This window comes from Ectopseudomonas guguanensis, assembly GCF_900104265.1.
In the GTDB taxonomy this organism is placed as follows: Bacteria; Pseudomonadota; Gammaproteobacteria; order Pseudomonadales; family Pseudomonadaceae; genus Aquipseudomonas; species Aquipseudomonas guguanensis.
In genome coordinates this window covers 1-25,623 of sequence record NZ_FNJJ01000016.1, presented here as the reverse complement: position 1 = coordinate 25,623, position 25,623 = coordinate 1, and the positions used below count along the sequence as shown (strand labels likewise).

The window sequence follows — 25,623 nt, the reverse complement described above, 5'->3', positions numbered from 1 at the left end:
CCGGCCACGCAGCAAGATCAGTCGAACACCACCGTCTTGTTGTCGTGCACCAGCACTCGGTCTTCCAAGTGATAGCGTAGCCCACGCGCCAGCACCATCTTCTCTACGTCCTTGCCCAGGCGCACCATTTCCTCGATATCGTCGCGATGGGTCACGCGCACCACGTCCTGTTCGATGATCGGTCCCGCATCCAGTTCTTCGGTAACGTAATGAGATGTTGCACCGATCAGCTTCACGCCACGCAGCGAGGCCTGGTGATAGGGCTTGGCGCCCACGAAGGACGGCAGGAAGCTGTGATGGATGTTGATCACGCGCTGGGCGAACTCGGCGCACAGCGCTGGCGGCAGGATCTGCATGTAGCGCGCCAGGACGATGACGTCGGCGCGATGCTCCTTGACCAGACGCTCCACCTCGGCAAAGGCCGGCGCCTTGTCCCGGGGGTCGACCGGCACGTGGAAGTACGGGATACCGTGCCACTCGACCATGCTGCGCAGGTCGTCATGGTTGGCGATCACGCAGGGAATCTCGCAATCGAGTTCGTTGCTGTGCCAGCGGTGCAGCAGATCGGCCAGGCAGTGCGACTCGCGGCTGGCCATCAGCACCACGCGTTTCTTCTGCGCCGAGTCGGTGATGCGCCACTCCATGGAAAACTCGCGGGCGATCGGCGAGAAGGCCTGCTTGAACCCATCCAAGTCGAACGGCAGGGAATCGGCACGAATTTCGTGACGCATGAAGAACCAGCCACTCTGCGTATCGGAGTGGTGGCTGGCTTCGGTAATCCAGCCGTTATAGGTGGCGAGAAAATTACTGACTTTGGCAACGATGCCGACGCGGTCGGGGCAGGAAATCACCAATCTGAACGTGCGCATAACTAAAATCCCAATGGCGGCGCATAAAGCCGGGCATTGTAACGATACCCCGGCAAAACTGCAGTAGGCCCTGACCACAGACGCGCGGCGCGAGCGGATGGATAATGCACTATTGCAGCGCACAGGAAACTTCCCGGGCTATTTGCAATACTCGATTTATTCAGCTGTGATGACACAAAGGGTTGCACTGCGCTGCAGTAATTTCATGGCTCGCTGTTTACTTGTTTTTAAGGCCTGACTATTATTGGAGCACTGTTCACTGTCACAGACTTATTCACGCCAAGGTAATGCCCATGTCGCTGATCAACGAATACCGCGCCACCGAAGAAGCCATCAAGGAACTGCAAGAGCGCCTGAAGAACCTGTCGCAAGACGACAAACTGAAAAAAGAACTGGAATTCGAAGGCAAGCTGCGCACCCTGATGGGCGAATATCAGAAGTCGCTGCGCGACATCATTGCCCTGCTCGATCCCGAAGCCAAGTCCGCCAAGGGCGCTCGTGCCGCCAAGCCTGCCGCGACCAAGCGCGCACGCAAGGTCAAGCAGTACAAGAACCCGCACAGCGGCGAAGTGATCGAAACCAAAGGCGGCAATCACAAGACGCTGAAAGAGTGGAAAGCCAAGTGGGGCGCCGACGTCGTAGAAGGTTGGGCCACGCTGCTGGGCTAATTCCAGAGTGACACAGCAAAAACGCCAGCCCTGCTGGCGTTTTTTATTGCCGATATTTTTCTCCTGCCCTGGGTAAAAACAGCTTTGGGCAATTCCCGGCGCCACGCCATGCCCGCGTTCAAGTTGGGAAGTTCTGAAAAGCCCCGTCACCGTCACTCCCGCAACAACCGTAGAATCGGCACCAAGGTGCCATCTGGACGGAAAGGCAATCCCTTTCAGAGTGTCTAGGCCGGCACATCGGGTTGGCGATTGCAGCAATAATGCCGAGTCGGCGAAAAGTTCCCGCCTCTTACACTTTTCTTACGAATCCCTGTTTTGCAAAAGTCCCTTGGCATAGCGCGGGTATTTCTTCTGCGCACTCAGATGCCGGAAGGGCCGATGGAAAAACGCGCCTGCACTTGTTCTGCATACGCCCGCCACTGCTGCAGAAGTTGCAGTTGCTCCGGCCTGTCGCAGTCGCGGCACAACTGCTCGAGTGCTGCATGAAATTGCGCCAGCGTATTGGGCGCGCCGAACTGCGGATCGCTCAGCCGTTGCCGGCAGAAATCCGTCCAGCGCTGACGTTCGGCGGTTGAAAGGCTGTCGGGAAAGTTGCGCGCGCGATAACGGAACAGCAACTCCGGTAGTCGCGCATCGTCGAACGGCCATTGATCCTTGGCCAATGCCTGCGGTTGCGCACTGCGCACCTGCTCGCACAAGCGCCGATCACGATCGCCGATAAAGCCGTCGTAGAGCTGCTGCTCCGGGTCGCTGCTGCCTGTGAAGGACTCTTCGTGGTAGATGGCAGGAAGCTTGTCCCGCCAACGCGCCTGTGTATTCTTCAGCATCTCGGCGTTACGCTCGCAGACCGACCAATCCAGCTGCAGGCGCTGCCGATCCGGCTCGCGCAGAACCGACAACGGCGCCACCACCGGACAGCGATTGATATGCAGCAGCTTCAACGGCACCGGCGCCTCACCTTCGGCGAGGGCCTCGCGACGCGTGTAGAGGCGGCTGCGCAGCGTCTCGGCATCCAGCTCCAGCAGGGGCGCCGGATCGGCCTGCAGGTCGCAGACGATCAGGGCGTTGCGATTGCGCGGGTGCCAGGCCAGCGGCAATACGGGCGCCAGGTAGTGGCGCGCCGCGGAAAAGCGTCCGGAAACGTGCAGCACAGGCTGCAGCAGGCGAATCTGATCCATCACCCGCTGCTTGCTGCGCAGCTGATAGAGAAAGTCGTAGAGCCTTGGCTGCCGCTCACGCAGCAGGCGCGCCAGGCCGATGGTGGCACGCACGTCGGACAAGGCATCGTGGGCCTGGCCGTGATCGATGCCGTTGGCCTGGGTCAGCCGCTCCAGCTTGAGCGACACGCGCCCGTCCTCTTCGGGCCAGGCGATGCCCTCGGGCCGTAGTGCGTAGGCGGTACGCACCAGATCGATCAGGTCCCAGCGACTGTTGCCGCCCTGCCATTCGCGCGCATAGGGGTCGAAGAAGTTGCGATAGAGGCTGTAACGCGTGACCTCGTCATCGAAGCGCAGGCTGTTGTAGCCGGCGCCGCAGGTGCCGGGAGCCGAAAGTTCGGCGTGCACGCGGGTCATGAACTCGCCCTCGTCCAGCCCCAGCTGCAGCAGGCGCTGCGGGTCGATGCCGGTCACCAGGCAGGCAGCCGGGTGCGGCAGGATGTCGTCGCCGGGCCGGCAGTAGAGGTTCAGGGGCTCGCCGATCTCGTTGAGCGCCTCGTCGGTGCGGATGCCCGCCACCTGCAGCGGACGATCGCAACGCGGATTGATGCCGGTGGTCTCGTAGTCGTACCAGAAGATGCTGGAAGTCATTGGCGGTTCCGTACCCAACGCAGAATTGCCGGCAGTCTATCATTCACCTCCAGGCTCACCGCCGCCGGCCAAAGCATGAACCAGCGCACAGCTGCCACACGAGCGGACGCGCTGCACTTGTGGGGCAAACGCCCCAGCCACTAGCATGAAAGCCCCACCCCTCCACTCTGTGTACAAGGATGCAATCATGAGTGACGCGATCACCCCCAACCCCTACGCTGCGCCCGCCAGCAACCTGCAGCAGCCGTCGCCTGATCATGCGCCGAGCATCGAAGAGGCCCTGGCGCGTGGTTACGATTTCAGCATCGGCGCACTGCTGAGCGAGTCCTGGAGCAAGGTCAAGGGCACCAAGGGCATCATCATCGGCGGCTTCCTGGTGTTCTACGTGGTGTTGCTGGCCGCCTCCTTCATCCTCGGCGGCGTGCTCGGCATCTTCGGCGCCCTGAGCGACAACCTGTTCATGGTCTTCGTAGGCGAGATCCTGATTTCGCTGCTGGCCTCGGCACTGGCCTACCCCTTCATGGCCGGCATCAACATGGTCGGCATCCGCCGCGCCGCCGACCAGTCGCTGAGCTTCAACGAGATCTTCAGCCACTTCGGCCGCACCGTGCCGCTGATCATCACCGCCGTGGTGATGATGCTGCTGATCTATCTCGGCTTGATCCTGCTGCTGATCCCCGGCATCTACCTGGGCGTGGCCTATCTGCTGGCCATCCCGCTGGTGGTCGAGCGCGGCCTGTCGCCCTGGCAGGCGCTGGAAGCCTCGCGCAAGGCCATCACCCAGCACTGGTTCAAGGTCTTCGGCCTGTTCATCGTGCTCGGCCTGATCGTCATCGTCAGCGCCCTGCCGCTGGGCATCGGCCTGGTGTGGAGCATTCCGCTGATGGTCGTGGCCATGGGCGTGCTGTATCGCACCATCTTCGGCGTGCTGCCGGCCACTCGATAAACCGACGTCACCTTCGGGCCGGTGCACCGGCCCGGTTGCGTTCGAGGCCCGCTGCTCGCTAGCATCGGGCTTTCCTTGATGCAGTCCGCCGATGCCCTCACGCTCAAGCGCAAGCCTTCCGCCCACCCAGCCCCCTCTGGACACCCGCTATCAGGTCGAAACGCCGGAAGGCATCGATCTGCATCTGCGGCCGGCCGGGCTGGTGCCGCGCGCCCTGGCGTTCGCCATCGACCTGGCCATCCGCGGCCTGATCCTCATTCTGATGTTCATCGTCCTCGGCCTGCTCGGTCAGTTCGGCATGGGCCTGGGCACCATCCTGCTGTTTCTCGTGACCTGGTGGTACATGGTGCTGTTCGAGGTACTCAACCAGGGTCGCTCCCCCGGCAAGCAGATGCTCGGCCTGCGCGTGGTGCACGATGACGGCACGCCCATCGGCTGGGCTGCCTCGCTGACCCGCAACCTGCTGCGCTCCGTCGATATCCTGCCGTTCGGCTACACCCTGGGCATCATCAGTTGCCTGAACCATCCGGCGTTCAAGCGCCTCGGCGATATCGCCGCCGGCACGCTGGTGGTCTATCGCGACGCGCCGCTGAGCAAACCGCAGCTGGCCGAGGCCGAACCTCTGCCAGCGCCCTTCCCGCTCAGCCTGGACGAGCAACGCGCCATCCTCGGTTTCGCCGAACGCGGCGGCCAGCTGTCCGCCGCCCGCAGAGCGGAACTGGCGGCGCTGCTGGCCGAGCCGCTGCAGGTGCCTGCCGAACAGGCCGAGCCGCGCCTCAATGGCATCGCCCGTGGCCTGCTGGGGAACGCGCCATGAAGCAGAGCCTGTTCGAAAGTCGCCATCAGCCGGATTGGGATGCCTTCAACGGCCAGCTCGACGCGCTCGAGCGCGGCAAGGCCGATGCGCGGACCTGTCAGAGTTTCGCCGCCCGCTACCGCCAGCTCTGTCAGCATCTGGCCCTGGCCCAGGCGCGCGGCTACAGCAGCCACCTGATCGATCAGCTGCAGCAACTGGCGATGCGCGGCCACCAGCAGTTCTATCGCCACCACAGCCACCTCGGCGCGCAGATGATCCGCTTCCTGCTAGGCGGATTCCCACGCCTGGTACGCAGCGAATGGCGCAGCGTCTGCGTCGCCAGCCTGCTGTTCTTCGGCAGCCTGGCCCTGATGGGGCTGCTGACCTACCTCTATCCCGAACTGATCTTCAGCCTGGTCAGCCCCGATCAGGTCAGCGAGATGGAGCGCATGTACGATCCCGACGCGCGCCGCCTCGGCCGCTTCAGCGAACGAGGCTCCGGTGATGACTGGGTGATGTTCGGCTTCTACATCATGAACAACATCGGCATCGCCTTTCAGACCTTCGCCAGCGGCCTGCTGCTGGGCCTTGGCAGCCTGTTCTTCCTGCTGTTCAACGGCCTGATGATCGGCGCCGTGGCGGGCCACCTGACACGCATCGGTTACGGCGAGCCGTTCTGGTCCTTCGTCATCGGTCATGGTGCCTTCGAGCTGACCGCCATCGCCCTGGCCGGCGCGGCAGGGTTCAAGCTCGGCTGGGCGCTGCTCGCCCCCGGCCGCCTGCCCCGCGGCGAGGCCCTGCGCCTGGCGGCCGGCAAGGCAATCCAGCTGGTGGCCGGGGTGATCCTGTTCCTGCTGCTGGCCGCCTTCATCGAAGCGTTCTGGTCATCCACCACCTTCGCCAGCCCGCACATCAAGTACATCGTCGGTGCCGGGCTCTGGGCGCTGGTAATGAGTTATCTGCTGCTGGCCGGGCGGAGGCAGCATGCGCCTGACTGAAGCCAGCGTGGCCATCCGCCCGCGCAGCGCCTGGGAAGCCATCGACCTCGGCGTGCTGCTCGCCCGTCGTCACGCCGGCCTGCTGATGGCCAGCTGGGCGCTGGTTACCCTGCCGCTGTTCGCCCTGCTCTGCGCCCTGCTCTGGCAGTATCCGGGCTGGGCCATCTTCCTGTTCTGGTGGCTCAAACCCGCCTATGAACGGCTGCCGCTGTACATCCTGTCGCAGGCGCTGTTCGGCAATACGCCCTCGCTGAAACAATCGCTGCGCGCACTGCCGAAACTGCTGTGGCCACAGTTGCTGGCCAGCCTGACCTGGCGCCGTCTGAGCCCGACACGCAGCTTCGATCTGCCCGTGCTGCAGCTCGAAGGCCTGTCCGGCCAGGCGCGTAGCCAGCGCCTGGTGGTGCTCGGCCAGCGTGACAGCGGCGCCGCTACCTGGCTGACACTGGTCGGCGTGCACCTGGAAATGGCCCTGTGGATGGGCCTTGTCGCCCTGTTCTATCTGATGCTGCCGCAGCAGGTGGAGCTGGACTGGACCTGGGAAAGCCTGATCGCCGCCAGCAGCGGTCAGTGGCTGTGGCTGGAGCACCTGTCCAACCTGCTCTACGTGCTGCTGCTGATCCTCTGGGAACCGGTCTACGTCGCTTGCGGTTTCACCCTCTATCTCAATCGCCGTACCGCCCTGGAGGCCTGGGATATCGAGCTGACCTTCCGCCGCCTGCGCCAGCGCCTGACCGGCAGCGCCTACGCCCTGCTGCTCGGTTGCGCCCTGCTGCTGGCGCAGCTGCCAGGCGATGCCTGGGCCGACACGCCGCCCATCGTCAGCGAAGAAGTTGAGCAGGCCGACCCGCAAGGCCCCGACGCCCCGCGCCTGCTCAAGCAGCCGCTGACCAGCCAGGCCGCGCGCGCCAGCATCGAGGCGCTGCTCGACGAGCCGCCCTTCCAGCACCGCGAAACCGTCACCCGCTGGCGCCTGGGCGAAGAAAAACCGGCCGAGGAACCCAAGCCGGAAGATGTCGAAGCCTTCCTCGAGATGCTCAGGAACCTGCTGAAGCTGGGCGAATGGTGGAAGAGCCTGGATGTCGTTGCGCAAATCTTCGAAGTGCTGCTGTGGGCGGCGCTGGCCACGCTGCTGGCCTTCGTTGCATGGCGCTATCGCCAATGGCTGCAAGTCTTTGGCGAACGCATCGGCCTGCCGACACGGCGCCGGCCAGTGGCACCGCAACAACTCTTTGGCCTCGAACTGGCCCCGGAAACCCTGCCCGATGACGTCGCCAGCGAAGCCGAGCGGCTCTGGGCCGAACAACCGCGCGCTGCGCTCGGCCTGCTCTACCGTGCCCTGCTCAGCCGCCTGCTGCACGAACACCGTCTACCCCTGAAGCAGTCGCATACCGAAGGGGAAGTGCTGCACCTGGTCGCAGGCCTCGGGCAGCAGAACCTGGAGGACTACAGTCGCCTGCTCACCGGCCACTGGCAGGCGCTGGCCTATGGTCATCGCCTGCCCGCCGAGTCGCTCCGTCAGGGCCTGTGTCAGGGTTGGCGCAGCCTGTTCGGCCAGGAGCGTGCGGCATGAGTCGGCGCGCCGGATTCATCCTCGCCATGGCCCTGCTCTTGGCGGTTGGGCTGATCGCCAGTTACGTACTGGGCAAACTCGAACCTTACGAAGACGTGATCGAGCACGGCCCTGCCCCCGAGGTTGCCAGCAGCCCCTACCTGGCCGCTGAACATTTCCTGCGCAAGCAGGGCATCGCCGCACGCCGCGCCGAAGGTCTGGACGTGCTCGACGGCCTGCCCAGCGAGGGCCAGACCCTGATGTTGCTGGCCGACCGCGGCAACATGACGCCGCGCCAGGTCGAGCGCGTACTGCAATGGACGGCCAATGGCGGCCACCTGCTGTTCATCGCCGAACGCCTGTGGGACGAAGAGGAAGGCAAGAGCGGCGACCTGCTGCTCGATCTGCTCGGCATCCAGCAGTACATGAGCGACGAGCTGGACGAGGAAGAGGCCAGCGAGACGGAGGCGGAAAACGGGCAGAAAGGAGAGCAGGAGGCCTACCCGCAGCTCACCAAGCTCTACCTGGAGAACGAGCAGGCGCCGGCCTATATCGCCTTCGACACCGACTTCCACCTGTACGACGCGCAGAACCGTGCCCACGCCTGGGCCAACAGCGAGGCCGCCACGCACCTGCTGCAGCTCTACCACGGCGACGGCCTGATCACCGTACTGAGCGATCCGTGGATCTGGCAGAACCGCAACATCAACGAGTACGACCATGCCTGGCTGCTCTGGTATCTGAGCCAGGACAGCGCCGTGACCCTGCTCTACCACGCCGACAGCGATGGTCTGGCGCGCCTGCTGCTGCGCCATTTCCCGCTGGCCTTGCTGGTGCTGGCCCTGCTGATCATCGCCAGCCTGTGGCACCTCGGCATGCGCCACGGCCCGCTGCAGGCGCCGGCCAGCCGAGCACGGCGTCAGCTCGAGGAACACCTGCGCGGCAGCGCCGACTTCCTCCTGCGGCGCAGTGGCCAGCACAGTCTGCTCAAGGGCCTGCAACAGGACATCAACCGCCGTGCCCGCCGCCGCTACCCCGGCTTCGAGAAGCTCGCGGTCGCCGATCAATGGCAGGTGCTCGGTCGCCTGACCCGCCTGCCCGCCAAGGACATCAGCCAGGCCATGCGCCCATTGCCGCCGCAACGCCTGTCCGCCAGTGACTTCACCCGCCAGGTCGCCCACCTGCAAACCCTCAGGAATGCCCTATGAGCGAAATCCCCGAGAACGACAACCTGCCGGTGCAGGAAACCCCGAGCGCCGCGCCGAGCAACCCGCAGGCGCAGCAACGCCAGCGCGCCAGCCAGCTGGCCCAGGCCCTGCGCGCCGAGCTGCGCAAGGCCGTGATCGGCCAGAGCGCGGTGATCGATGACATGCTCACCGCCTTGCTCGCCGGTGGCCACGTGCTGGTCGAGGGTGTACCGGGCCTGGGCAAGACCCTACTGGTACGCGCCCTGGCGCGTTGCTTCGGCGGCGAGTTCGCACGTATCCAGTTCACCCCGGACCTGATGCCCAGCGATGTCACCGGCCATGCCGTGTACGACATGCAGAGCGAGCAGTTCAAGCTGCGCAAGGGCCCGGTATTCACCAACCTGCTGCTGGCCGACGAGATCAACCGTGCGCCGGCCAAGACCCAGGCCGCGCTGCTGGAAGTGATGCAGGAGCGCCAGGTGACCCTGGAAGGTCGCGCCCTGCCGGTGCAGTTGCCGTTCATGGTGCTGGCGACCATGAACCCGATCGAGCAGGAAGGCACCTATCCGCTGCCGGAAGCGGAGCTGGACCGCTTCATGCTCAAGCTGCGCATGGATTATCCGCAGCAGGACGAAGAGCTGAACATGGTGCGCCAGGTGACCCGTTCGGCCAAGGCCGACATGCTCGAAGTCAGCCCGCTGCGCACCCTGCTGCAGGCCAAGGACGTGCTGGCGCTGCAGAAGATCGCCAGCGACCTGCCCCTGGACGACCAGGTGCTCGATTACGCCGTACGCCTGGCCCGTGCTACCCGCAGCTGGCCGGGTCTGGCCATGGGCGCCGGGCCGCGCGCCTCCATCGCCCTGGTGCGCGGTGCCCGTGCGCGCGCGCTACTGCGCGGTGGCGACTTCGTCCTGCCGGATGACATCAAGAGCTGTGCCCTGGCCGTGCTGCGCCATCGCGTACGTCTGGCGCCGGAGCTGGACATCGAGGGCCTGTCGGTGGATCAGGTGCTGCAGCAGCTGCTCGATCAGGTGCCGGCACCGCGCCTATGAAACCTTCGCGCCTGCTCCTCGGGCTGCTCGGCGGCCTGTTCGCCGCTGCCGTGCTGCTCGGCGCTCTGCCCCTGCTCGGTATTCGCCTGGCAGGCAGCCTGATGCTGTTGGCCTGGGGGCTGTTGCTGGCCCTGCTGCTGGTGGCAACGGTGGATGCCCTATGGTTGCGCCGCCTGCCCTCGCCACGCATCGAACGCACCTTGCCCGGCAACCTGCCGCTGGGCCGCTGGAGCGAGGTGCAGCTGAGCGCGCATCATGAATACAGCCAGGCGCTGGATATCGAAGTGTTCGACCATATGCCGGAAGGCATGGAATTCGAGCACATGCCGCAGCATGTCGCGCTGCGCCCCGGCCAGCAGACGCGCATCAGCTATCGCCTCAAACCGCTGGTACGCGGACATTTTCTCTTCAATCACTGCGAACTGCTGCTGCCCAGCCCACTGCGCCTGTGGCAGGCCAGGCGCCTGCTGCCGCTGGAAGGTGAAAGCCGCGTCTACCCCGATTTCGCTCGCCTCTATGGCGCGCAGCTCAAGGCCGTGGATGACTGGCTGAGCCAGCTGGGCGTGCGCCAGCGCCCGCGCCGCGGCCTGGGCCTGGAGTTTCACCAGCTGCGCGAGTTTCGTGATGGCGACACCCTGCGCCAGATCGACTGGAAGGCCACCGCGCGCAAGCGCACGCCCATCGCTCGCGAGTATCAGGACGAGCGCGACCAGCAGATCGTCTTCCTGCTCGACTGCGGCCGGCGCATGCGCAGCCAGGACGACGAGCTGTCGCACTTCGACCACGCCCTCAACGCCTGCCTCTTGCTCAGCTACGTGGCGCTACGCCAGGGCGACGCGGTGGGCCTGGCCACCTTCGCCGGCCAACAGTCGCGTTACCTGGCGCCGGTCAAGGGACAGGCCCAGCTCAACGTGCTACTCAACGCCGTCTACGATCTGGACACCAGCCAGCAGCCGGCCGACTTCAGCGCCGCTGCCGACCTGTTGCTGGCGCGTCAGCGCCGTCGCTCGCTGGTGGTGCTGGTGACCAATCTGCGCGACGAGGACGACCAGGACCTGCTCGCCGCGGTACGGCGCCTGTCGCGCCAGCACCGCGTGCTGATCGCCAGCCTGCGCGAGGAAGCGCTGGACCGTCTGCGCCAGACGCCCGTGGAGCAATTCGACCAGGCCCTGGCCTACTGCGGCACGCTGGACTACCTCAACGCCCGCGCCGAACTGCACGAACGCCTGGCTGCCCATGAGGTGCCGGTGCTCGATACGCGCCCCGGCGAACTGGGCCCGGAACTGGTCAGCAGTTACCTGGCCTGGAAGAAAGCTGGCGCCCTTTGAGGCAACTGCTGCCACGCACGACGGTCGAAGCCATTGCCGCAGAGGCCCTGGCATCGGCTTTCCCACACAGATGTTGCGTGGTTATGGCCGTGACCGGGTGCTATGATCCGGAGTCTGCGGCGCAAGGAGTACAAACTCGACGCCGCTCAGAGTGGTGTTCGCAAGGCAGCAGCACAGCGCTTGTGAACACCCTCCACGGGCCGCCCGTGATCGGCCTGGCGCATATCGCACACGACCTGAGTAGGAGATAGACCATGGCTTTTGAATTGCCGCCGCTGCCTTACGAAAAGAATGCCCTCGAGCCGCACATTTCCGCCGAGACCCTCGAGTTCCACCACGACAAGCACCACAACACCTATGTCGTGAACCTGAACAACCTGGTGCCGGGCACCGAGTTCGAAGGCAAGAGCCTGGAAGAGATCGTCAAGACCTCCTCGGGCGGCATCTTCAACAACGCCGCTCAGGTGTGGAACCACACCTTCTACTGGAACTGCCTGTCGCCCAACGGCGGTGGCCAGCCCACCGGCGCCCTGGCTGACGCCATCAACGCCGCCTTCGGTTCCTTCGACAAGTTCAAGGAAGAATTCAGCAAGGTTTCCATCGGCACCTTCGGTTCCGGCTGGGGCTGGCTGGTGAAGAAGGCTGACGGCTCCCTGGCCCTGGCCAGCACCATCGGCGCCGGCTGCCCGCTGACTTCCGGTGACACCCCGCTGCTGACCTGCGACGTCTGGGAACACGCCTACTACATCGACTACCGCAACCTGCGTCCGAAGTACGTCGAGGCGTTCTGGAACCTGGTCAACTGGGACTTCGTCGCCCAGAACTACGCGGCCTGAGTGCAAGCCCCGTAATACGAAAACCCGGCCCCTGCGGCCGGGTTTTTCGTTTGCGCGGTTAGAGCAATCGGCGCGGTGAAAACGCCACCCCCTGCTGCTCCACCCGGCTGACCGCCTGGCTCAGGATACGGTCGGCACGCACCGGCCCGAGAAACTCGCAAAGGCCGATATAGAGCAGGTTCAGCAGCTTGCGCAGCTGCTCCAGCCCGAGACTGGCAATGCCGTCGCCAGCACCCTGCTCGCACCAGATGCGCAGACGCGTCGACACCTCGGCGCTCACCCCCATGCCGGACAGGTTGCCGGCGGCAAAATGTCTCAACGCGCTCTGCTGCGCGCCATCGAGTTGCGCCAGCAAAGCCTGGTTCAGCGCCAGGAAAGTCGTTTGCGCGGCGCTGTCCGGGGTCGCGACCTGCCGTACCGCCTCATTGCGCCCCTGCCGCCAGGCGGCCAACTGTTCTTCCGGGTCCGGCAACAATTGCGAAGGCGCCCCCGTGAGGGCGCCCACCAGTTCACGATACAGGCGTGCCCGTTCGACCTTGCGCTCGGTTCGCAGCACCACCTCGGCAAGGAATTCATTGAGGGCGAACGGCGGTTGCTCCGCATACTTGCTTTCCCACAGCGCCAGCAACGGCCACACCTCCTCGTCCGAGAAGTGCCCGGCCAGACCGGTGTAGATCGCGCGACGGCGCAGACTCAATCTCATCGTCAGCCCCTCCTCGACCATTGCTCGGTGTCGAAGGTCTGCGTCAGGTTGAACTCGGGATAACCGACCTCGGCATGCTCGGCGAAATCCAGCCCGCGCTGTTCGTGCTGGGTCGAGACCCGCAGCCCCATGGTCCTGGCCAGCAGGAAGTAGAGCACCAGGGCGAGCGGGAAGGCCCAGAGGAAGGCGGCGGCAGCGCCCAGTGCCTGCACTGCGACCCGCTCCCAGTTGAACGGATCGCCCTGGTAGAACAGCCCTGCCGCCAGCGTGCCCCAGACGCCGGCAAAGCCATGCACGGGAATCGCCCCGACGACGTCGTCCAGGCGCAGGTAATCGAGCAGACGCATGCCGTAGACCACGACGAAACCGGCAATGAGACCGCTGAGCAGGGCGAACCCCGGCGCCATGCTGGCACAACCGGCAGTGATGCCGACAAGCCCGCCGATCGAGCCATTCACCGTCGTGGTCAGCAGCACCGGGCTGGCGGTGCTGCGTTGCGCCAGCAATGCACCGAGCGCGCCGGCGACCGCAGCCAGATGGGTATTCAGGGCGATCAGCCCGAGGCTGCTGCTGACCTCCAGATTGCTGCCGGCGTTGAAACCGAACCAGCCGACCCAGAGGATGAAGCCGCCCAGCGCCACCAGACCGAGGTTGTGCCCTGGAATCAGGCGCGGCGAACCGTCCGCCGCAAAGCGACCGAGACGCGGGCCAAGGACCAGGATCCCCGCCAGCGCGCACCAGGCACCGATGCTGTGCACCACGGTCGAGCCGGCGAAATCGATGAACCCCAGCCTGGCCAGCCAGCCCTGGCCGCCATACAGGCCACCCCACACCCAGCTGCCGAATATCGGATAGATCACACCGCTGATCAGCACCGCGCCGATCAGGTAGGCGCCATAGCGTGTGCGTTCGGCCATCGCGCCACTGGCGATGGTCGCAGCCGTGGCGGCGAACATCATCTGGAACAGCAGGAAGGTGTGATCCCAGGGCTCGCCATCGTTCGGTGCGAAGTGGCTCATGCCGTACCAGCCGGTGAGGTTGGCGCCGAACATCAGGCCGAAGCCCAGCAGCCAGAAGACGATGCCGCCCACGCAGCAATCCATGTAGTTCTTCATCATCACGTTGACGGCATTCTTGGCCCGCGACATGCCGCTTTCCAGCAGAGCGAAACCCGCCTGCATGAAGAACACCAGCACGCTGGCCAAGACCAGCCAGGCCGTGTTCGCAGCCTCCTCGCTGGCGGCATGGGCCTGTGGGGTAAAACTGACAGCGACGAGCAACAGCATGAGCGTTTTCATCACGAGTCCCCTCCTGGTCGATGCCCGGCCTTCGCAACTCTTGTGCCAGAGGCGAAGCAGGCGCTGCGGGGCGTCATGGCGACGAATGGTCGAGTTGACCAAAGGCGCTCAAGTCCGGCGCAACCGCACCGACACAGAGCAGTGGAGCGGCGCTTTGGTGCCGACTCGCACCAGGAGCGTTCCTTGTGGGATAAATAGTGCCACCGGTCATGATGGCCCTTTGACGGCCAGGGCTAGATTGCCAATACTCTCGTCTGACTGACGCTGTAAGCATCGACATAAGGAATGGCCTTTGAAGCTGGAATTGAAAAACAGCTTGTCGCTCAAATTGCTCCGCGTGGTGCTGCTGTCGGCATTCGTAGTCGGGGTGGTCTTGAGTTGCGCGCAGATTGTGTTCGACGCCTACAAGACCCGGCAGGCCGTGGCCAACGACGCCCATCGCATTCTCGGCATGTTCCGTGATCCCTCGACCCAGGCGGTCTACAGCCTGGACCGCGAAATGGGCATGCAGGTGATCGAGGGCCTGTTCCAGCACGAGTCGGTACGCTACGCCTCCATCGGCCACCCCAACGAACCGATGCTCGCCGAACGCTCGCGCGATCTGGCGCAGATGCCCACGCGCTGGCTGACCGACCCGATCCTCGGCCAGGAACAGCAGTTCGCCACCAAGCTGGTCGGCCGTGGCCCCTACAGCGAGTATTACGGCGACCTCAACATCACCCTCGACACCGCGCACTACGGCGAGAGTTTCGTCACCAATTCGGTGATCATCTTCATATCCGGCGTGCTGCGTGCCATGGCCATGGGCCTGGTGCTCTATCTGGTCTACCACTGGCTGCTGACCAAGCCGCTGTCGAAGATCATCGAACACCTCACCAACATCAATCCCGACCGTCCCAGCGAACACAAGCTGCCCATGCTCAAGGGCAACGAGAAGAACGAGCTGGGCCTGTGGATCAACACCGCCAACCAGTTGCTGGCCTCCATCGAACGCAATACCCACCTGCGCCGCGAAGCCGAGAACAGCCTGCTGCGCATGGCCCAGTACGACTTCCTCACCGGACTGCCCAACCGCCAGCAACTGCAGCAGCAGCTCGACCAGATTCTCGAAGACGCCGGCCGCCTGCAGCGCCGCGTCGCCGTGCTGTGCGTCGGCCTCGACGACTTCAAGGGCATCAACGAGCAGTTCAGCTACCAGAGCGGCGACCAGCTGCTGCTGGCACTGTCCGACCGCCTGCGCAGCCACAGCGGTCGCCTCGGCGCCCTGGCCCGACTGGGTGGCGACCAGTTCGCCCTGGTTCAGGCCGACATCGAGCAACCCTACGAAGCCGCCGAGCTGGCGCAGAGCGTACTCGACGATCTGGAACTGCCCTTTTTGCTCGACCAGCATGAAGTGCGCCTGCGTGCCACCATCGGCATCACCCTGTTCCCCGAAGACGGCGACAGCACCGAGAAGCTGCTGCAAAAAGCCGAACAGACCATGACCCTGGCCAAGAGCCGCTCGCGCAACCGCTACCAGTTCTACATCGCCAGCGTCGACAGCGAGATGCGCCGCCGCCGTGAGCTGGAGAAGGACCTGCGCGATGCCCTGGCGCAGAACCAGCTGCACCTGGTCTATCAGCCGCAGGTGGACTATCGCGACCACCGCGTGGTCGGCGTCGAGGCGCTGCTGCGCTGGCAGCACCCGCAGCACGGCTTCGTCGCGCCCGACCTGTTCATCCCGCTGGCCGAGCAGAACGGCACCATCATCCCCATCGGCGAGTGGATTCTCGACCAGACCTGCCGCCAGTTGCGCGAATGGCACGATCAGGGTTTCAGCGACCTGCGCATGGCCATCAACCTGTCCACCGTGCAGTTGCATCACGCCGAGCTGCCTCGAGTGGTCAACAACCTGATGCAGGTCTATCGCCTGCCGCCCAGAAGCCTGGAGCTGGAAGTCACCGAAACCGGCCTGATGGAGGACATCAGCACCGCCGCCCAGCACCTGCTCAGCCTGCGCCGCTCCGGCGCGCTGATCGCCATCGACGACTTCGGTACCGGCTATTCGTCGCTGAGCTACCTGAAGAGCCTGCCGTTGGACAAGATCAAGATCGACAAGAGCTTCGTGCAGGACCTGCTCGAAGACGAAGACGATGCGACCATCGTTCGCGCCATCATCCAGCTGGGCAAGAGCCTGGGCATGCAGGTCATCGCCGAGGGCGTGGAGACCGCCGAGCAGGAGGCCTACATCATCGCCCAGGGCTGCCACGAAGGTCAGGGCTACCTGTACAGCAAGCCGCTGCCGGCACGCGAACTGACCCTGTTCCTCAAGCAGGCAAGGCGTCTGAGTTCAGCTGCGACGCTCTGAACCCTGTACCAAGAAAAACGCCGCGATTTCTCGCGGCGTTCTTGTTTGCGCGAAGAGCCAGCACTTCACCAGTGCTGCACGCCCAGCAACCAGGCCGTGGCCACGGCGCCGGCCACACAAAGCACGGCACCCGCGGCAGCCTGCCAGTAGAAGTGGCGGGCCAGTTCATCCTCTCCGCTGTTGGAGAGGATGAACGGCTGGCGCTCAGCGGGCTTGCCCATCTGATGCCACGCCGGCTCGGCGGCCTTGTGCCGGTGCCGATCCTCGGCTTCCAGCTGCGCCGCCAGACGCACGCGATTCCATTCCTGCTCGTCGAGCTCACCGTTGCCGTCGCTGTCGAAGCGTCGCAGCAGGCCCGCGTAATCGCCCTTCCACTCACGGATCACCTCGCCCTGAGCGGCGTGCCTGTCGAAGCCCTGCTGCGACGCACCCAAGGTGCGGAAATCGCCGATGGCATACAGCGGCTGGCCAACATGGAAGCGCTCCTCGCTGTAGCGATAGCGCTGGCCGCCGCCGAGAAAGCTGAGCAAGCCGGTCTTGGCCGGCCCCAGCGGGTGGCGCTGGCTGCCCTCCCAGACCTCGCGCACCGCTGCCCTGATCTCGGCACCGCGCGGGTCGATCAGGCATTGGCCGGTGCCGTCGGCCAGGCGCAGCCAGGCGTCACTGGCGCCGCTCTCGATCACCCGCCAGTTGCGCTTCTTGCCGCTGGAGCGGTATTCCTCGATGCGAAAGCGCCACCAGACGCAAGGCTTGCCGGTCAACGGCCCGCGAATCTGCATGTCCGGCAGCGCCTCGAGCACACCGTAGAGTTCGACGTAGCCCTGCGCCGCCGAGCGGATCTTCGAGGTGGGCGTATCGAGCAGGTGGCGCGCCTGCGACCGGCGCCGCAGACACCACCAGCCGCCGCCCAGGAATGCGCCGAGGGCGAATGACAGGGCCAGGAAGAAGCCGATGGGGTCGCTTTGCATCATTTCAGTTGAACAGCGACTTCAGGTTCACGTCCGACTTCTCTGCATCGCTGAACACCAGCAGCTCGGCGGCCTGGAAATTGAACAGGCGCGCGAGGATCACGTCGGGGAACTGCTCGATGCGCACGTTGTTGAGATTGACGGCCTCGTTGTACAGCTCGCGGCGGTCGGCGATGCCGTTCTCCAGACCGCTGATGCGCTGCTGCAGGTGCTGGAAGCTGTCGTTGGCCTTGAGCTCGGGGTAGTTCTCGGCCAGCGCGAACAACTGACCGAGGCCGGCACGCAGGCCGCTCTCGGCCTTGCCCAGGGCACCCACGTCATGCTGCTCGCGGGCGCTGGCCACGGCGCTGCGGGCGGCGATCACTCGCTCCAGCGTGGTGCGCTCGTGCTGCATGTACTGCTTGCAGGTTTCCACCAGCTTGGGCAGTTCATCGTGGCGCTGCTTGAGCAGCACGTCGATGTTCGACCAGGCCTTGCTCACCCCATGCTTGAGGCGCACCAGGCCGTTGTACAGGGACACCGCATAGGCGCCAAGCAGAACGAGAACAACGATGACGATCACGGCGGTCAGGCTCATGCAGTTTTCTCCAGGCAGAACTGCGAATCGGGTGCTGGCATTCTAACGGCAACCAGATGGCCCGGCAGCGATATCCCGCACAACGACGCATAATGGCCTTTACACATAATGGGAAACATTTGCATTATGTCGCGGTTTTTCAGGTACTCCTGCGTACCGTCCACATTCGCACATGCAAAGGACCCCGCCATGATTCGTATGCCCCTGGCCTCCGCCAGTCTGCTGGCCATCGCCATTTCCCTCGCTGGCTGCGGCGAAGACAAAGCCCCCGCAACCCAGGCGGCAACGCCCGCCGCCACCGAGAGCGCGGCTCCGGCCACTGCGGCGAAGGTCGACGAGGCAGCGGCGAAGGCCGTGGTCAATCATTACGCCGACCTCGCCCTGGCCGTGTTCAGCGACGCCGCCAGCACCGGCCAGGCCCTGCAGAGCGCAGTCGATGCCCTACTCGCCGATCCCAGCGAGGCGACTCTGAAAGCCGCCCGCGACGCCTGGCTGGCCGCGCGCGTGCCGTACATGCAGACCGAGGTGTTCCGCTTCGGCAACCCGGTGGTGGACGAGTGGGAAGGCCAACTCAACGCCTGGCCGCTGGACGAAGGCCTGATCGACTACGTCGCCGAGGACTACCAGCACGCACTGGGCAACCCGGGCGCCCAGGCCAACATCATCGCCAACACCGAGATCCAGGTCGGTGAAGACAAGATCGACGTTTCCGAGATCACCGGCGAGCTGCTGGCCAGCCTGAACGAGCTGGGCGGCTCCGAAGCCAACGTCGCCACCGGCTACCACGCCATCGAATTCCTCCTCTGGGGCCAGGACCTCAACGGCACCGAGCCGGGCGCTGGCGAGCGTCCCTACACCGACTACCTGGTGGGTGAAGGCGCCACTGGCGGCCACAACGAGCGCCGCCGCACCTACCTGAAAGCCGCCGCCGACCTGCTGGTCAGCGACCTCAACGACATGGTCGAGCAGTGGAAGGACGGCGTCGAAGACAACTATCGCAGCGAGCTGGTCGCCGACTCGGCCGAGAACGGCCTGCGCAAGATGCTGTTCGGCATGGGTAGCCTGTCGCTCGGCGAGCTGGCCGGCGAGCGCATGAAGGTGGCGCTGGAGGCAAACTCCACCGAAGACGAGCACGACTGCTTCAGCGACAACACCCACAACTCGCATTTCTACAATGGCAAGGGCATTCGCAACGTCTACTTGGGCGAGTACAAAAAGGTCGACGGCAGCACCCTGAGCGGCCCGAGCCTGTCCGAGCTGGTGGCCAAGGTCGATGCCCAGGCCGATGCCACGCTCAAGGCCGACCTGCAGGAAACCGAAGCCAGGCTGCAGGCCCTGGTCGACAGCGCCGAGAAGAACAACGTGCACTTCGACCAACTGATCGCGGCCGACAACGCCGAAGGCCAGCAACTGGTGCGTGACGCCATCGCCGCCCTGGTCAAGCAGACCGGCGCCATCGAGCAGGCCGCCGCCAAGCTGGGTATCAGCGACCTGAACCCGGACACCGCCGATCACCAATTCTGATCGACGCAGCCTGCTGAAAAAGCCGGCGCCCCGCTAAGGAGCGCCGGCTTTTTTATGGTTCTTCGCGTTCTCGCGGGGAAGATGCGCTTGACACCGGACTGGCAAGTTTGTGTGCGTATCGCTCACGGGCTGAGCACTATCCATTGAAAGCTTCGCCCCGAGGCGGGGCTCCTACGAAAGGCCGCTTTGGCAACCTTATCTGATCGGCATTAGCCTGCATTCGGGGTTCGCTGCGCGAAACTCCCCATGCTCCGGTGCGCCGCCGGGGGAGGGGCGTTAGCCTGCGAAATCTCAGGAAGATCAAAGTCGGTAGCGTTTGGCTTTTGCTCTTGAAGCGCGATCGTCACAGACGACGCCCAAGTCCCCTTCAGGAGGCCGAGTGGAATCACCGTGGAAGGGGTTGAGCGACATGGATGTCGCGAGAGCCGTGATGGGCCAGGGATGGCCCTTCACGGCGTGCCCCTGGAGCGGTGATGGAGCGAGGGAACCCCGGCGTAGCCGGGGCCGGATGCAGGGGTGTGTTTCTTTGCTTACTTTCTTTGCACAAGCAAAGAAAGTGAGTCGCCCGTAAGGGGCGAAACCCATCAGATCAGACGACACGCTAAGGGATAGTGCCAAGTCATCGACAGCTAACACGTTATTGCCAGTCCGGTGTCGCCCCGCATTTTCCCCAAACTATGCGAAGAACCTTTTTATTGCGTGCGCATCAGCAACCGCGGCAGTGCCCCCGGTGCGCGCGGCGCACCCTACATACGCGCCACCGCGGCGCGGTATTCGCCGGGGCTGACGCCATAGGCCTGCTTGAATTGCCGCGACAGATGGCTCTGGTCGGCAAAGCCCAGCTGCATGGCGACGCTGATGGCCGCACAGCCGCTTCTGAGCAGCGCCCGCGCCTGCTCCAGGCGGCGCTGCCTGAGCCAGGCATGCGGCGGCAGCCCTGTCGCTCGACGGAACACCCGGGTGAAGTGAAAAGGCGAAAGATTGACCGCCGCCGCCAGTTCTTCCAGCGAAGGCGGTTCGCTCAACTGGCTGGCCAGCAGCTCCTTGGCCATCGCCACTGCCCGAGACTCCTGGCCGACGCCACGCGGCGCCGGCAGGCGCGCGTAACGCTGCAGCAGCTCGAGCATTGCCTCACGCCACAGGGTCTGGCGGTGCAGCGCCTCGCTGTACGGATCCTCAAGCAGACGATGCAGCGCGCTCAGGCGCGCCGCCAGCAGCGGGTCGTGATGCACGCTGTCGTGAAACATCGGCGATGCCGACGGCAGTTCGAGTTCGGCCAGCAGCGCTTCGAATGTACCGGGCTGGGGGTAGAACACCCGGTACTGCCAGCCCTGCTCGACACCCTTGGAGCCGGTGTGTACCTCGTCCGGATTGAGCAAGGCGATGCTGCCGGCGCCCGCCAGGTGGTCGACGCCGCGATAGCGATAGCGCTCGGCGCCGGCTTCGAGCACGGCGATCACATGGCCGTCATGCACGTGCGGGGCGAAACGGTGCTCGATGAAGCGCGCGGACAGCAGCTCGAGCCCGTGCAGATCGTCACTGGCGCTGAACCGCGCGCGTTCGCTTGCCGTCAGTGGCCGCATGGTTCAGCCGCCGAAGCGCGCCTCCATCGCCTCGCGCAGCGCCGGCCATTCCTGGTCGGTGATGCTGTACAGCACGGTGTCGTCGAGACGACCGTCAGCCAGGCGCCTGTGGTTACGCAACAGGCCCTCACGCACGGCGCCGAGTTTCTCGATGGCGCGTTGCGAGCGCAGGTTGCTGGCGGCGGTTTTCAGTTGCACGCGCACCATGCCCCAGCTGTCGAAGGCATGCCTGAGCATCAGGTACTTGATGGTGGCGTTCAGGCCGCTGCCATGCTGGGCGCGATCGAGCCAGGTCCAGCCGATCTCGCAGGCCGGCAGGCTGTTCATGAAATCGCCGAAGCGCGTGGTGCCGACCAGTTGGTCGCCGAGGCGAACGGCGAACGGCAGTGCGCGTTGCTCGCGCAGTTCGGCCAGCGCACTGCGATACCAGTCCAGACGCTGGGTACCGCTCATGTACAGCAGCTCGTCACGGTTGGCCTCGGCCAGCGCGACCAGGGCCGGAATGTCGGCATCGGCCAGTGGCTCCAGGCGCAGGGCACCTCGCTGCAGCGTGACCAATTGCGGTTTGAACATGCTTTCTCCTGGCGCGGTTGCGAGCCGACCACGCTATCAGCCCGGCGCTTGCGGCACAATCGAGTCCCGTCGCAAAGCTCGCCTGCTCGGCTGCGACCTTGGTCGCAGCCGACAGACTCGGGCTTTGTGCAACACTGATCAGTATCGCCTCGCCTCATTTCGTTCCACTGGGTGTTTTCGGAGTCTGCATGTCGCTGTCCCCCGGGCTGATCGCCGCGGTCGCCTTGATCTACATGGCCATTCTGTTTGCCATAGCCTTCTATGGCGACCGGCGCAACACGCCCTTGCCGTCGAAAGTCCGTGCCTGGGTATATTCACTGTCGCTGGCGGTGTACTGCACCAGCTGGACCTTCTTCGGTGCCGTCGGCCAGGCCGCCGAGCAACTGTGGTCGTTCCTGCCTATCTATCTAGGTCCGACCATCCTGCTGCTGACCATGCCCTGGGTGCTGCAGAAGATGGTGATGATCAGCAAGCAGGAGAACATCACCTCGATCGCCGACTTCATCGCCGCGCGCTACGGCAAGTCGCAATCGCTGGCCATAGTCGTCGCGCTGATCTGCCTGGTCGGCGTGCTGCCCTATATCGCCCTGCAGCTCAAGGGCATCGTGCTCGGCGTCAACCTGCTGATCGGCATCGACCCGCAGACCATCGGCACCAGCGCTCAGGACACGGCGCTGATCGTGTCGCTGGCCCTGGCGCTGTTCACCATTCTGTTCGGTACGCGCAACCTCGACGTCACCGAGCACCACCGCGGCATGGTGCTGGCGATCGCCTTCGAATCGCTGGTCAAGCTGCTGGCCTTCCTGTCCGTGGGCGCCTTCGTCACCTTCGGCCTGTTCGACGGTTTCAACGACCTGCTGCACCAGGCGCGCGACACCGCCGAGCTGGACGCCTTCTGGAACGAGGCGGTGAACTGGCCGGCCCTGCTGGTGCAGACCGGCATGGCGATGATCGCCATCGTCTGCCTGCCACGGCAGTTCCACGTCACCGTGGTGGAGAACACCGAGCCCAAGGACCTGCGCCTGGCACGCTGGGTATTCCCCGCCTACCTGATGCTGGCCGCGCTGTTCGTCGTCCCCATCGCCCTGGCCGGGCAGATGCTGCTGCCGGCGGGCATCACCCCGGACTCCTTCGTCATCAGCCTGCCGCTGGCCGAGGCGCATCCGGGCCTGGCGGTGCTGGCCTTCATCGGCGGCGCCTCGGCCGCCACCGGCATGGTGATCGTCGCATCCGTTGCCTTGTCGACCATGATCTCCAACGACATGCTGCTGCCCTGGCTGCTGCGCCGGCAGAGCACCGAACGCCCCTTCGAAGCCTTCCGCCACTGGATGCTCACCGCGCGCCGGGTCAGCATCGTGCTGATCCTGCTGCTGGCCTACGTCTGCTATCGCCTGCTCGGCGAAGGTGCCAGCCTGGCGACCATCGGCCAGGTGTCGTTCGCCGCCATCGGCCAGCTGGCGCCAGCGATGTTCGGTGCCCTGGTGTGGAAACAGGCCAACCGCCGCGGTGTGTTCGCCGGCCTGATCGTCGGCGCCATGCTCTGGTTCTACACCCTGGTGCTGCCGCTGGCGGCACGTGGCATGGGCTGGTCGCTGGAGAGCTTCCCCGGGCTCACCACCCTGCTCTACGCCCCCATCGGCCTGCAGGTCGACCCGCTGACGCGCGGCGTGGTGATGTCGCTGGCCGGCAACCTGCTGCTGTTCGCCTGGGTTTCCTGGTTCTCGCGCACCCGGGTGTCGGAGCACTGGCAGGCCGGGCGCTTCATCGGCCATGACCTGGGCACCAAGCCCAGCAACCGCAGCCTGCTGGCGGTGCAAGTGGCCGATCTGCTGATGCTGTCCAGCCGCTTCGTCGGCGAGGAACGCGCTCGGCAGAGCTTCGCCCGCTTCGCCCTGCGTCAGGGCAAGGGCAAGGACTTCGACCCCAACCAGCCGGCCAACAGCGAATGGATCGCCCATACCGAGCGCCTGCTGGCCGGTGTGCTCGGCGCCTCGTCGACCCGCGCGGTGGTCAAGGCGGCCATCGAAGGCCGCGAGATGCAGGTCGAGGACGTGGTGCGCATCGTCGACGAAGCCAGCGAGGTGCTACAGTTCAACCGCGCCCTGCTGCAGGGCGCGATCGAGAACATCACCCAGGGTATCAGCGTGGTCGACCAGAACCTGCGCCTGGTGGCCTGGAATCACCGCTACCTGGAATTGTTCGAGTACCCCGAGGGGCTGATCTACGTCGGCCGGCCGATTGCCGAGATCATCCGCTTCAACGCCGAGCGCGGCATGCTCGGCAGTGGCGACGTCGAAGAGAACGTCGCCAAGCGCCTGTACTGGATGCGCCAGGGCACCGCGCACAGCTACGAGCGCGTGTTCCCCAATGGCCGGGTAATCGAGCTGATCGGCAACCCCATGCCCGGCGGCGGCTTCGTCATGAGCTTCACCGACATCACCGAGTTCCGCGAAGCCGAGCGCGCGCTCAAGGATGCCAACGAGAGCCTGGAACGGCGGGTCGCCGAACGTACCCGGGAACTGTCGAAGCTCAACCAGGCGCTGACCGAAGCCAAGGCCCACGCCGAAGCCGCCAACCAGTCGAAGACGCGCTTTCTCGCCGCCGTCAGCCATGACCTGATGCAGCCGCTCAACGCCGCGCGCCTGTTCTCCGCAGCGCTGGCACATCAGGATGACGCCCTGCCCAGCGAAGCACAGGAGCTGGTCCGGCACCTGGACAGCTCACTACGCTCGGCCGAGGACCTGATCACCGACCTGCTGGATATCTCGCGCCTGGAGAACGGCCGGATCACCCCGGATCGCCACCCCTTCGCCCTGTCCAGCCTGTTCGACACCCTTGCCGCCGAGTTCGGCGTGCTGGCTGCCGAGCAGGGCATCGACCTGCGCGTGCACGGCAGCCGGCAATGGATCGACAGCGACATCAAGCTGCTGCGCCGGGTGTTGCAGAACTTCCTGACCAACGCCTTCCGCTATGCCAAGGGCCGCGTGGTGCTGGGCGTACGCCGCGAGGGCGAGCAGTTGCGTCTGGAAGTCTGGGACCGCGGCATGGGTATCCCCGAGGACAAGCGCAAGGTGATCTTCGAGGAATTCAAGCGCCTCGACAGCCACCAGACCCGCGCCGAGAAAGGCTTAGGGCTGGGCCTGGCAATCGCCGACGGCCTGTGCCGCGTGCTCGGCCATCGCCTGGAGGTGCGCTCCTGGCCGGGCAAGGGCAGCGTGTTCAGCGTCAGCGTGCCGCTGGCGAGAAAACCGGCACCGAAGCCACAAGGCCCAGTCGTGCCGGCAGTCGATGGCCAGCCCTTACAGGGCACCCAGGTGATCTGCATCGACAACGAGGACAGCATCCTCACCGGCATGTACAGCCTGCTGTCGCGCTGGGGCTGCCAGGTGTGGACAGCGCGCAACCGCCTGGAATGCGAACACCTGCTCAGCGAAGACGTGCATCCGCAACTGGCGCTGGTGGACTACCACCTCGACGAGGGCGAAACCGGCACCGAACTGATGGCCTGGCTACGCACGCGTCTGGGCGAACCGGTGCCCGGCGTGGTGATCAGCGCCGACGGCCGCCCGGAGCTGGTGGCCGAGGTGCATGCGGCAGGGCTCGACTATCTGCCCAAACCGGTCAAGCCGGCGGCCTTGCGGGCGCTGCTCAGCCGACATCTGGTGTTGCGGGGATGATCACCAGTAAGCATCGCCCCAACTGCGCAACTTCCTGCACAGCAAAATGTGGATAAGCCTGTGGATATATCGCTACAGGCCAAGCACTCAAAGGCCTGCATGACACTGCGCAAAAACTTGCGCAGCACTGCGCAACTTTTTGCGCAACAATCTGTGCGACACCGCTCAATATGACCACGAGTGATTTGATGGTCACTTCAACTTATTGATCTTGTTGAAATTTTAATACCTGGCACGCCGCTCGCTATAGGTCTGGCTCCCGGATCGATCACGATCCATGACCCAGGCAAGGAGAGCACTCATGCCAACACCCGCGTATCTGTCCCTCGAAGG

The 25,623-nt window shown here is 64.8% G+C and carries 20 protein-coding genes; 12 read left to right on the top strand and 8 right to left on the bottom strand.

Annotated elements, in window-relative coordinates:
* Positions 1–17 precede the first annotated feature (17 nt).
* Positions 18–869, bottom strand: a complete 852-nt coding sequence (gene purU / locus BLS61_RS20675) for a formyltetrahydrofolate deformylase (RefSeq protein ID WP_074680791.1) — start codon at positions 867–869, stop codon at positions 18–20.
* A 293-nt stretch (positions 870–1,162) separates the two neighbouring features.
* Here purU and mvaT point away from each other — a divergent pair, with 293 nt between their 5' ends.
* Positions 1,163–1,537 carry a histone-like nucleoid-structuring protein MvaT gene (gene mvaT, locus BLS61_RS20670; RefSeq protein WP_090434074.1) on the top strand — a complete coding sequence of 125 codons (375 nt, stop codon included), beginning with the start codon at positions 1,163–1,165 and terminating at the stop codon, positions 1,535–1,537.
* Positions 1,538–1,896: 359 nt separating this feature from the next.
* Here mvaT and sbcB read toward each other — a convergent pair whose 3' ends face one another.
* On the bottom strand, positions 1,897–3,345 hold the full coding sequence (sbcB, locus tag BLS61_RS20665) for an exodeoxyribonuclease I (protein WP_090434072.1): 1,449 nt from the start codon (positions 3,343–3,345) through the stop codon (positions 1,897–1,899).
* 187 nt (positions 3,346–3,532) lie between these two features.
* Here sbcB and BLS61_RS20660 point away from each other — a divergent pair, with 187 nt between their 5' ends.
* The 8 genes from BLS61_RS20660 (at position 3,533) to BLS61_RS20625 (ending at position 12,040) form a co-directional block, all read left to right on the top strand.
* Positions 3,533–4,291: a hypothetical protein gene (locus BLS61_RS20660; RefSeq protein ID WP_090434070.1), complete on the top strand. Its 759-nt coding sequence runs from the start codon at positions 3,533–3,535 to the stop codon at positions 4,289–4,291.
* 91 nt (positions 4,292–4,382) lie between these two features.
* Positions 4,383–5,108: an RDD family protein gene (locus tag BLS61_RS20655; protein ID WP_090434068.1), complete on the top strand. Its 726-nt coding sequence runs from the start codon at positions 4,383–4,385 to the stop codon at positions 5,106–5,108.
* Complete coding sequence (locus tag BLS61_RS20650) at positions 5,105–6,085, top strand: stage II sporulation protein M (RefSeq protein WP_090434066.1); 981 nt, start codon at positions 5,105–5,107, stop codon at positions 6,083–6,085. The genes BLS61_RS20655 and BLS61_RS20650 overlap by 4 nt, the downstream gene beginning before the upstream one ends.
* Positions 6,072–7,658, top strand: coding sequence for a DUF4129 domain-containing protein (locus BLS61_RS20645; protein ID WP_090434064.1), 1,587 nt, complete (start codon positions 6,072–6,074; stop codon positions 7,656–7,658). The genes BLS61_RS20650 and BLS61_RS20645 overlap by 14 nt, the downstream gene beginning before the upstream one ends.
* Positions 7,655–8,845: a DUF4350 domain-containing protein gene (locus tag BLS61_RS20640; RefSeq protein WP_090434062.1), complete on the top strand. Its 1,191-nt coding sequence runs from the start codon at positions 7,655–7,657 to the stop codon at positions 8,843–8,845. Before BLS61_RS20645 ends, BLS61_RS20640 begins: the two co-directional genes overlap by 4 nt.
* Positions 8,842–9,876, top strand: coding sequence for an AAA family ATPase (locus BLS61_RS20635; protein ID WP_090434060.1), 1,035 nt, complete (start codon positions 8,842–8,844; stop codon positions 9,874–9,876). The genes BLS61_RS20640 and BLS61_RS20635 overlap by 4 nt, the downstream gene beginning before the upstream one ends.
* Positions 9,873–11,204: a DUF58 domain-containing protein gene (locus BLS61_RS20630; RefSeq protein WP_090434058.1), complete on the top strand. Its 1,332-nt coding sequence runs from the start codon at positions 9,873–9,875 to the stop codon at positions 11,202–11,204. The genes BLS61_RS20635 and BLS61_RS20630 overlap by 4 nt, the downstream gene beginning before the upstream one ends.
* A 254-nt stretch (positions 11,205–11,458) precedes the next feature.
* Positions 11,459–12,040: a superoxide dismutase gene (locus BLS61_RS20625; RefSeq protein WP_003462535.1), complete on the top strand. Its 582-nt coding sequence runs from the start codon at positions 11,459–11,461 to the stop codon at positions 12,038–12,040.
* A gap of 58 nt (positions 12,041–12,098) precedes the next feature.
* Here the strand turns inward: BLS61_RS20625 and BLS61_RS20620 are convergent, their stop codons facing one another.
* Entirely contained in the window at positions 12,099–12,743 is a 645-nt protein-coding gene (locus tag BLS61_RS20620) for a hypothetical protein (protein WP_090434056.1), read from the bottom strand.
* Between the two features lie 2 nt (positions 12,744–12,745).
* Complete coding sequence (locus BLS61_RS20615; protein ID WP_090434054.1) at positions 12,746–14,041, bottom strand: ammonium transporter; 1,296 nt, start codon at positions 14,039–14,041, stop codon at positions 12,746–12,748.
* 292 nt (positions 14,042–14,333) lie between these two features.
* On the opposite strand from BLS61_RS20615, the gene BLS61_RS20610 reads away from it, so the two are divergent.
* Positions 14,334–16,388, top strand: a complete 2,055-nt coding sequence (locus tag BLS61_RS20610; protein WP_090434052.1) for a putative bifunctional diguanylate cyclase/phosphodiesterase — start codon at positions 14,334–14,336, stop codon at positions 16,386–16,388.
* Positions 16,389–16,453: 65 nt separating this feature from the next.
* Here the strand turns inward: BLS61_RS20610 and BLS61_RS20605 are convergent, their stop codons facing one another.
* Positions 16,454–17,359, bottom strand: a complete 906-nt coding sequence (locus tag BLS61_RS20605; RefSeq protein WP_090434050.1) for a GIDE domain-containing protein — start codon at positions 17,357–17,359, stop codon at positions 16,454–16,456.
* A gap of 1 nt (position 17,360) precedes the next feature.
* Positions 17,361–17,933, bottom strand: coding sequence for a LemA family protein (locus tag BLS61_RS20600; protein ID WP_090434048.1), 573 nt, complete (start codon positions 17,931–17,933; stop codon positions 17,361–17,363).
* Positions 17,934–18,122: 189 nt separating this feature from the next.
* Here BLS61_RS20600 and BLS61_RS20595 point away from each other — a divergent pair, with 189 nt between their 5' ends.
* Complete coding sequence (locus BLS61_RS20595; RefSeq protein WP_090434046.1) at positions 18,123–19,457, top strand: imelysin family protein; 1,335 nt, start codon at positions 18,123–18,125, stop codon at positions 19,455–19,457.
* 746 nt (positions 19,458–20,203) lie between these two features.
* On the opposite strand, the gene BLS61_RS20585 is transcribed toward BLS61_RS20595, so the two are convergent.
* Both BLS61_RS20585 and BLS61_RS20580 read right to left on the bottom strand, forming a co-directional pair.
* Entirely contained in the window at positions 20,204–21,040 is an 837-nt protein-coding gene (locus BLS61_RS20585; protein ID WP_090434043.1) for a helix-turn-helix transcriptional regulator, read from the bottom strand.
* Between the two features lie 3 nt (positions 21,041–21,043).
* Positions 21,044–21,613 (bottom strand): GNAT family N-acetyltransferase, encoded by a 570-nt coding sequence (locus BLS61_RS20580; protein ID WP_090434041.1) that lies wholly within the window; start codon positions 21,611–21,613, stop codon positions 21,044–21,046.
* A gap of 188 nt (positions 21,614–21,801) precedes the next feature.
* On the opposite strand from BLS61_RS20580, the gene BLS61_RS20575 reads away from it, so the two are divergent.
* Positions 21,802–25,290, top strand: a complete 3,489-nt coding sequence (locus tag BLS61_RS20575) for a hybrid sensor histidine kinase/response regulator (RefSeq protein WP_090434039.1) — start codon at positions 21,802–21,804, stop codon at positions 25,288–25,290.
* Positions 25,291–25,623: the final 333 nt, after the last annotated feature.

Excerpts from the sequence above, each read along its gene's own strand:
- purU (WP_074680791.1), bottom strand. The coding sequence starts at position 869 with ATGCGCACGTTCAGATTGGTGATTTCCTGCCCCGACCGCGTCGGCATC.
- mvaT (WP_090434074.1), top strand. The coding sequence starts at position 1,163 with ATGTCGCTGATCAACGAATACCGCGCCACCGAAGAAGCCATCAAGGAA.
- sbcB (WP_090434072.1), bottom strand. The coding sequence starts at position 3,345 with ATGACTTCCAGCATCTTCTGGTACGACTACGAGACCACCGGCATCAAT.
- BLS61_RS20660 (WP_090434070.1), top strand. The coding sequence starts at position 3,533 with ATGAGTGACGCGATCACCCCCAACCCCTACGCTGCGCCCGCCAGCAAC.
- BLS61_RS20655 (WP_090434068.1), top strand. The coding sequence starts at position 4,383 with ATGCCCTCACGCTCAAGCGCAAGCCTTCCGCCCACCCAGCCCCCTCTG.
- BLS61_RS20650 (WP_090434066.1), top strand. The coding sequence starts at position 5,105 with ATGAAGCAGAGCCTGTTCGAAAGTCGCCATCAGCCGGATTGGGATGCC.
- BLS61_RS20645 (WP_090434064.1), top strand. The coding sequence starts at position 6,072 with ATGCGCCTGACTGAAGCCAGCGTGGCCATCCGCCCGCGCAGCGCCTGG.
- BLS61_RS20640 (WP_090434062.1), top strand. The coding sequence starts at position 7,655 with ATGAGTCGGCGCGCCGGATTCATCCTCGCCATGGCCCTGCTCTTGGCG.
- BLS61_RS20635 (WP_090434060.1), top strand. The coding sequence starts at position 8,842 with ATGAGCGAAATCCCCGAGAACGACAACCTGCCGGTGCAGGAAACCCCG.
- BLS61_RS20630 (WP_090434058.1), top strand. The coding sequence starts at position 9,873 with ATGAAACCTTCGCGCCTGCTCCTCGGGCTGCTCGGCGGCCTGTTCGCC.
- BLS61_RS20625 (WP_003462535.1), top strand. The coding sequence starts at position 11,459 with ATGGCTTTTGAATTGCCGCCGCTGCCTTACGAAAAGAATGCCCTCGAG.
- BLS61_RS20620 (WP_090434056.1), bottom strand. The coding sequence starts at position 12,743 with ATGAGATTGAGTCTGCGCCGTCGCGCGATCTACACCGGTCTGGCCGGG.
- BLS61_RS20615 (WP_090434054.1), bottom strand. The coding sequence starts at position 14,041 with ATGAAAACGCTCATGCTGTTGCTCGTCGCTGTCAGTTTTACCCCACAG.
- BLS61_RS20605 (WP_090434050.1), bottom strand. The coding sequence starts at position 17,359 with ATGATGCAAAGCGACCCCATCGGCTTCTTCCTGGCCCTGTCATTCGCC.
- BLS61_RS20600 (WP_090434048.1), bottom strand. The coding sequence starts at position 17,933 with ATGAGCCTGACCGCCGTGATCGTCATCGTTGTTCTCGTTCTGCTTGGC.
- BLS61_RS20595 (WP_090434046.1), top strand. The coding sequence starts at position 18,123 with ATGATTCGTATGCCCCTGGCCTCCGCCAGTCTGCTGGCCATCGCCATT.
- BLS61_RS20585 (WP_090434043.1), bottom strand. The coding sequence starts at position 21,040 with ATGCGGCCACTGACGGCAAGCGAACGCGCGCGGTTCAGCGCCAGTGAC.
- BLS61_RS20580 (WP_090434041.1), bottom strand. The coding sequence starts at position 21,613 with ATGTTCAAACCGCAATTGGTCACGCTGCAGCGAGGTGCCCTGCGCCTG.
- BLS61_RS20575 (WP_090434039.1), top strand. The coding sequence starts at position 21,802 with ATGTCGCTGTCCCCCGGGCTGATCGCCGCGGTCGCCTTGATCTACATG.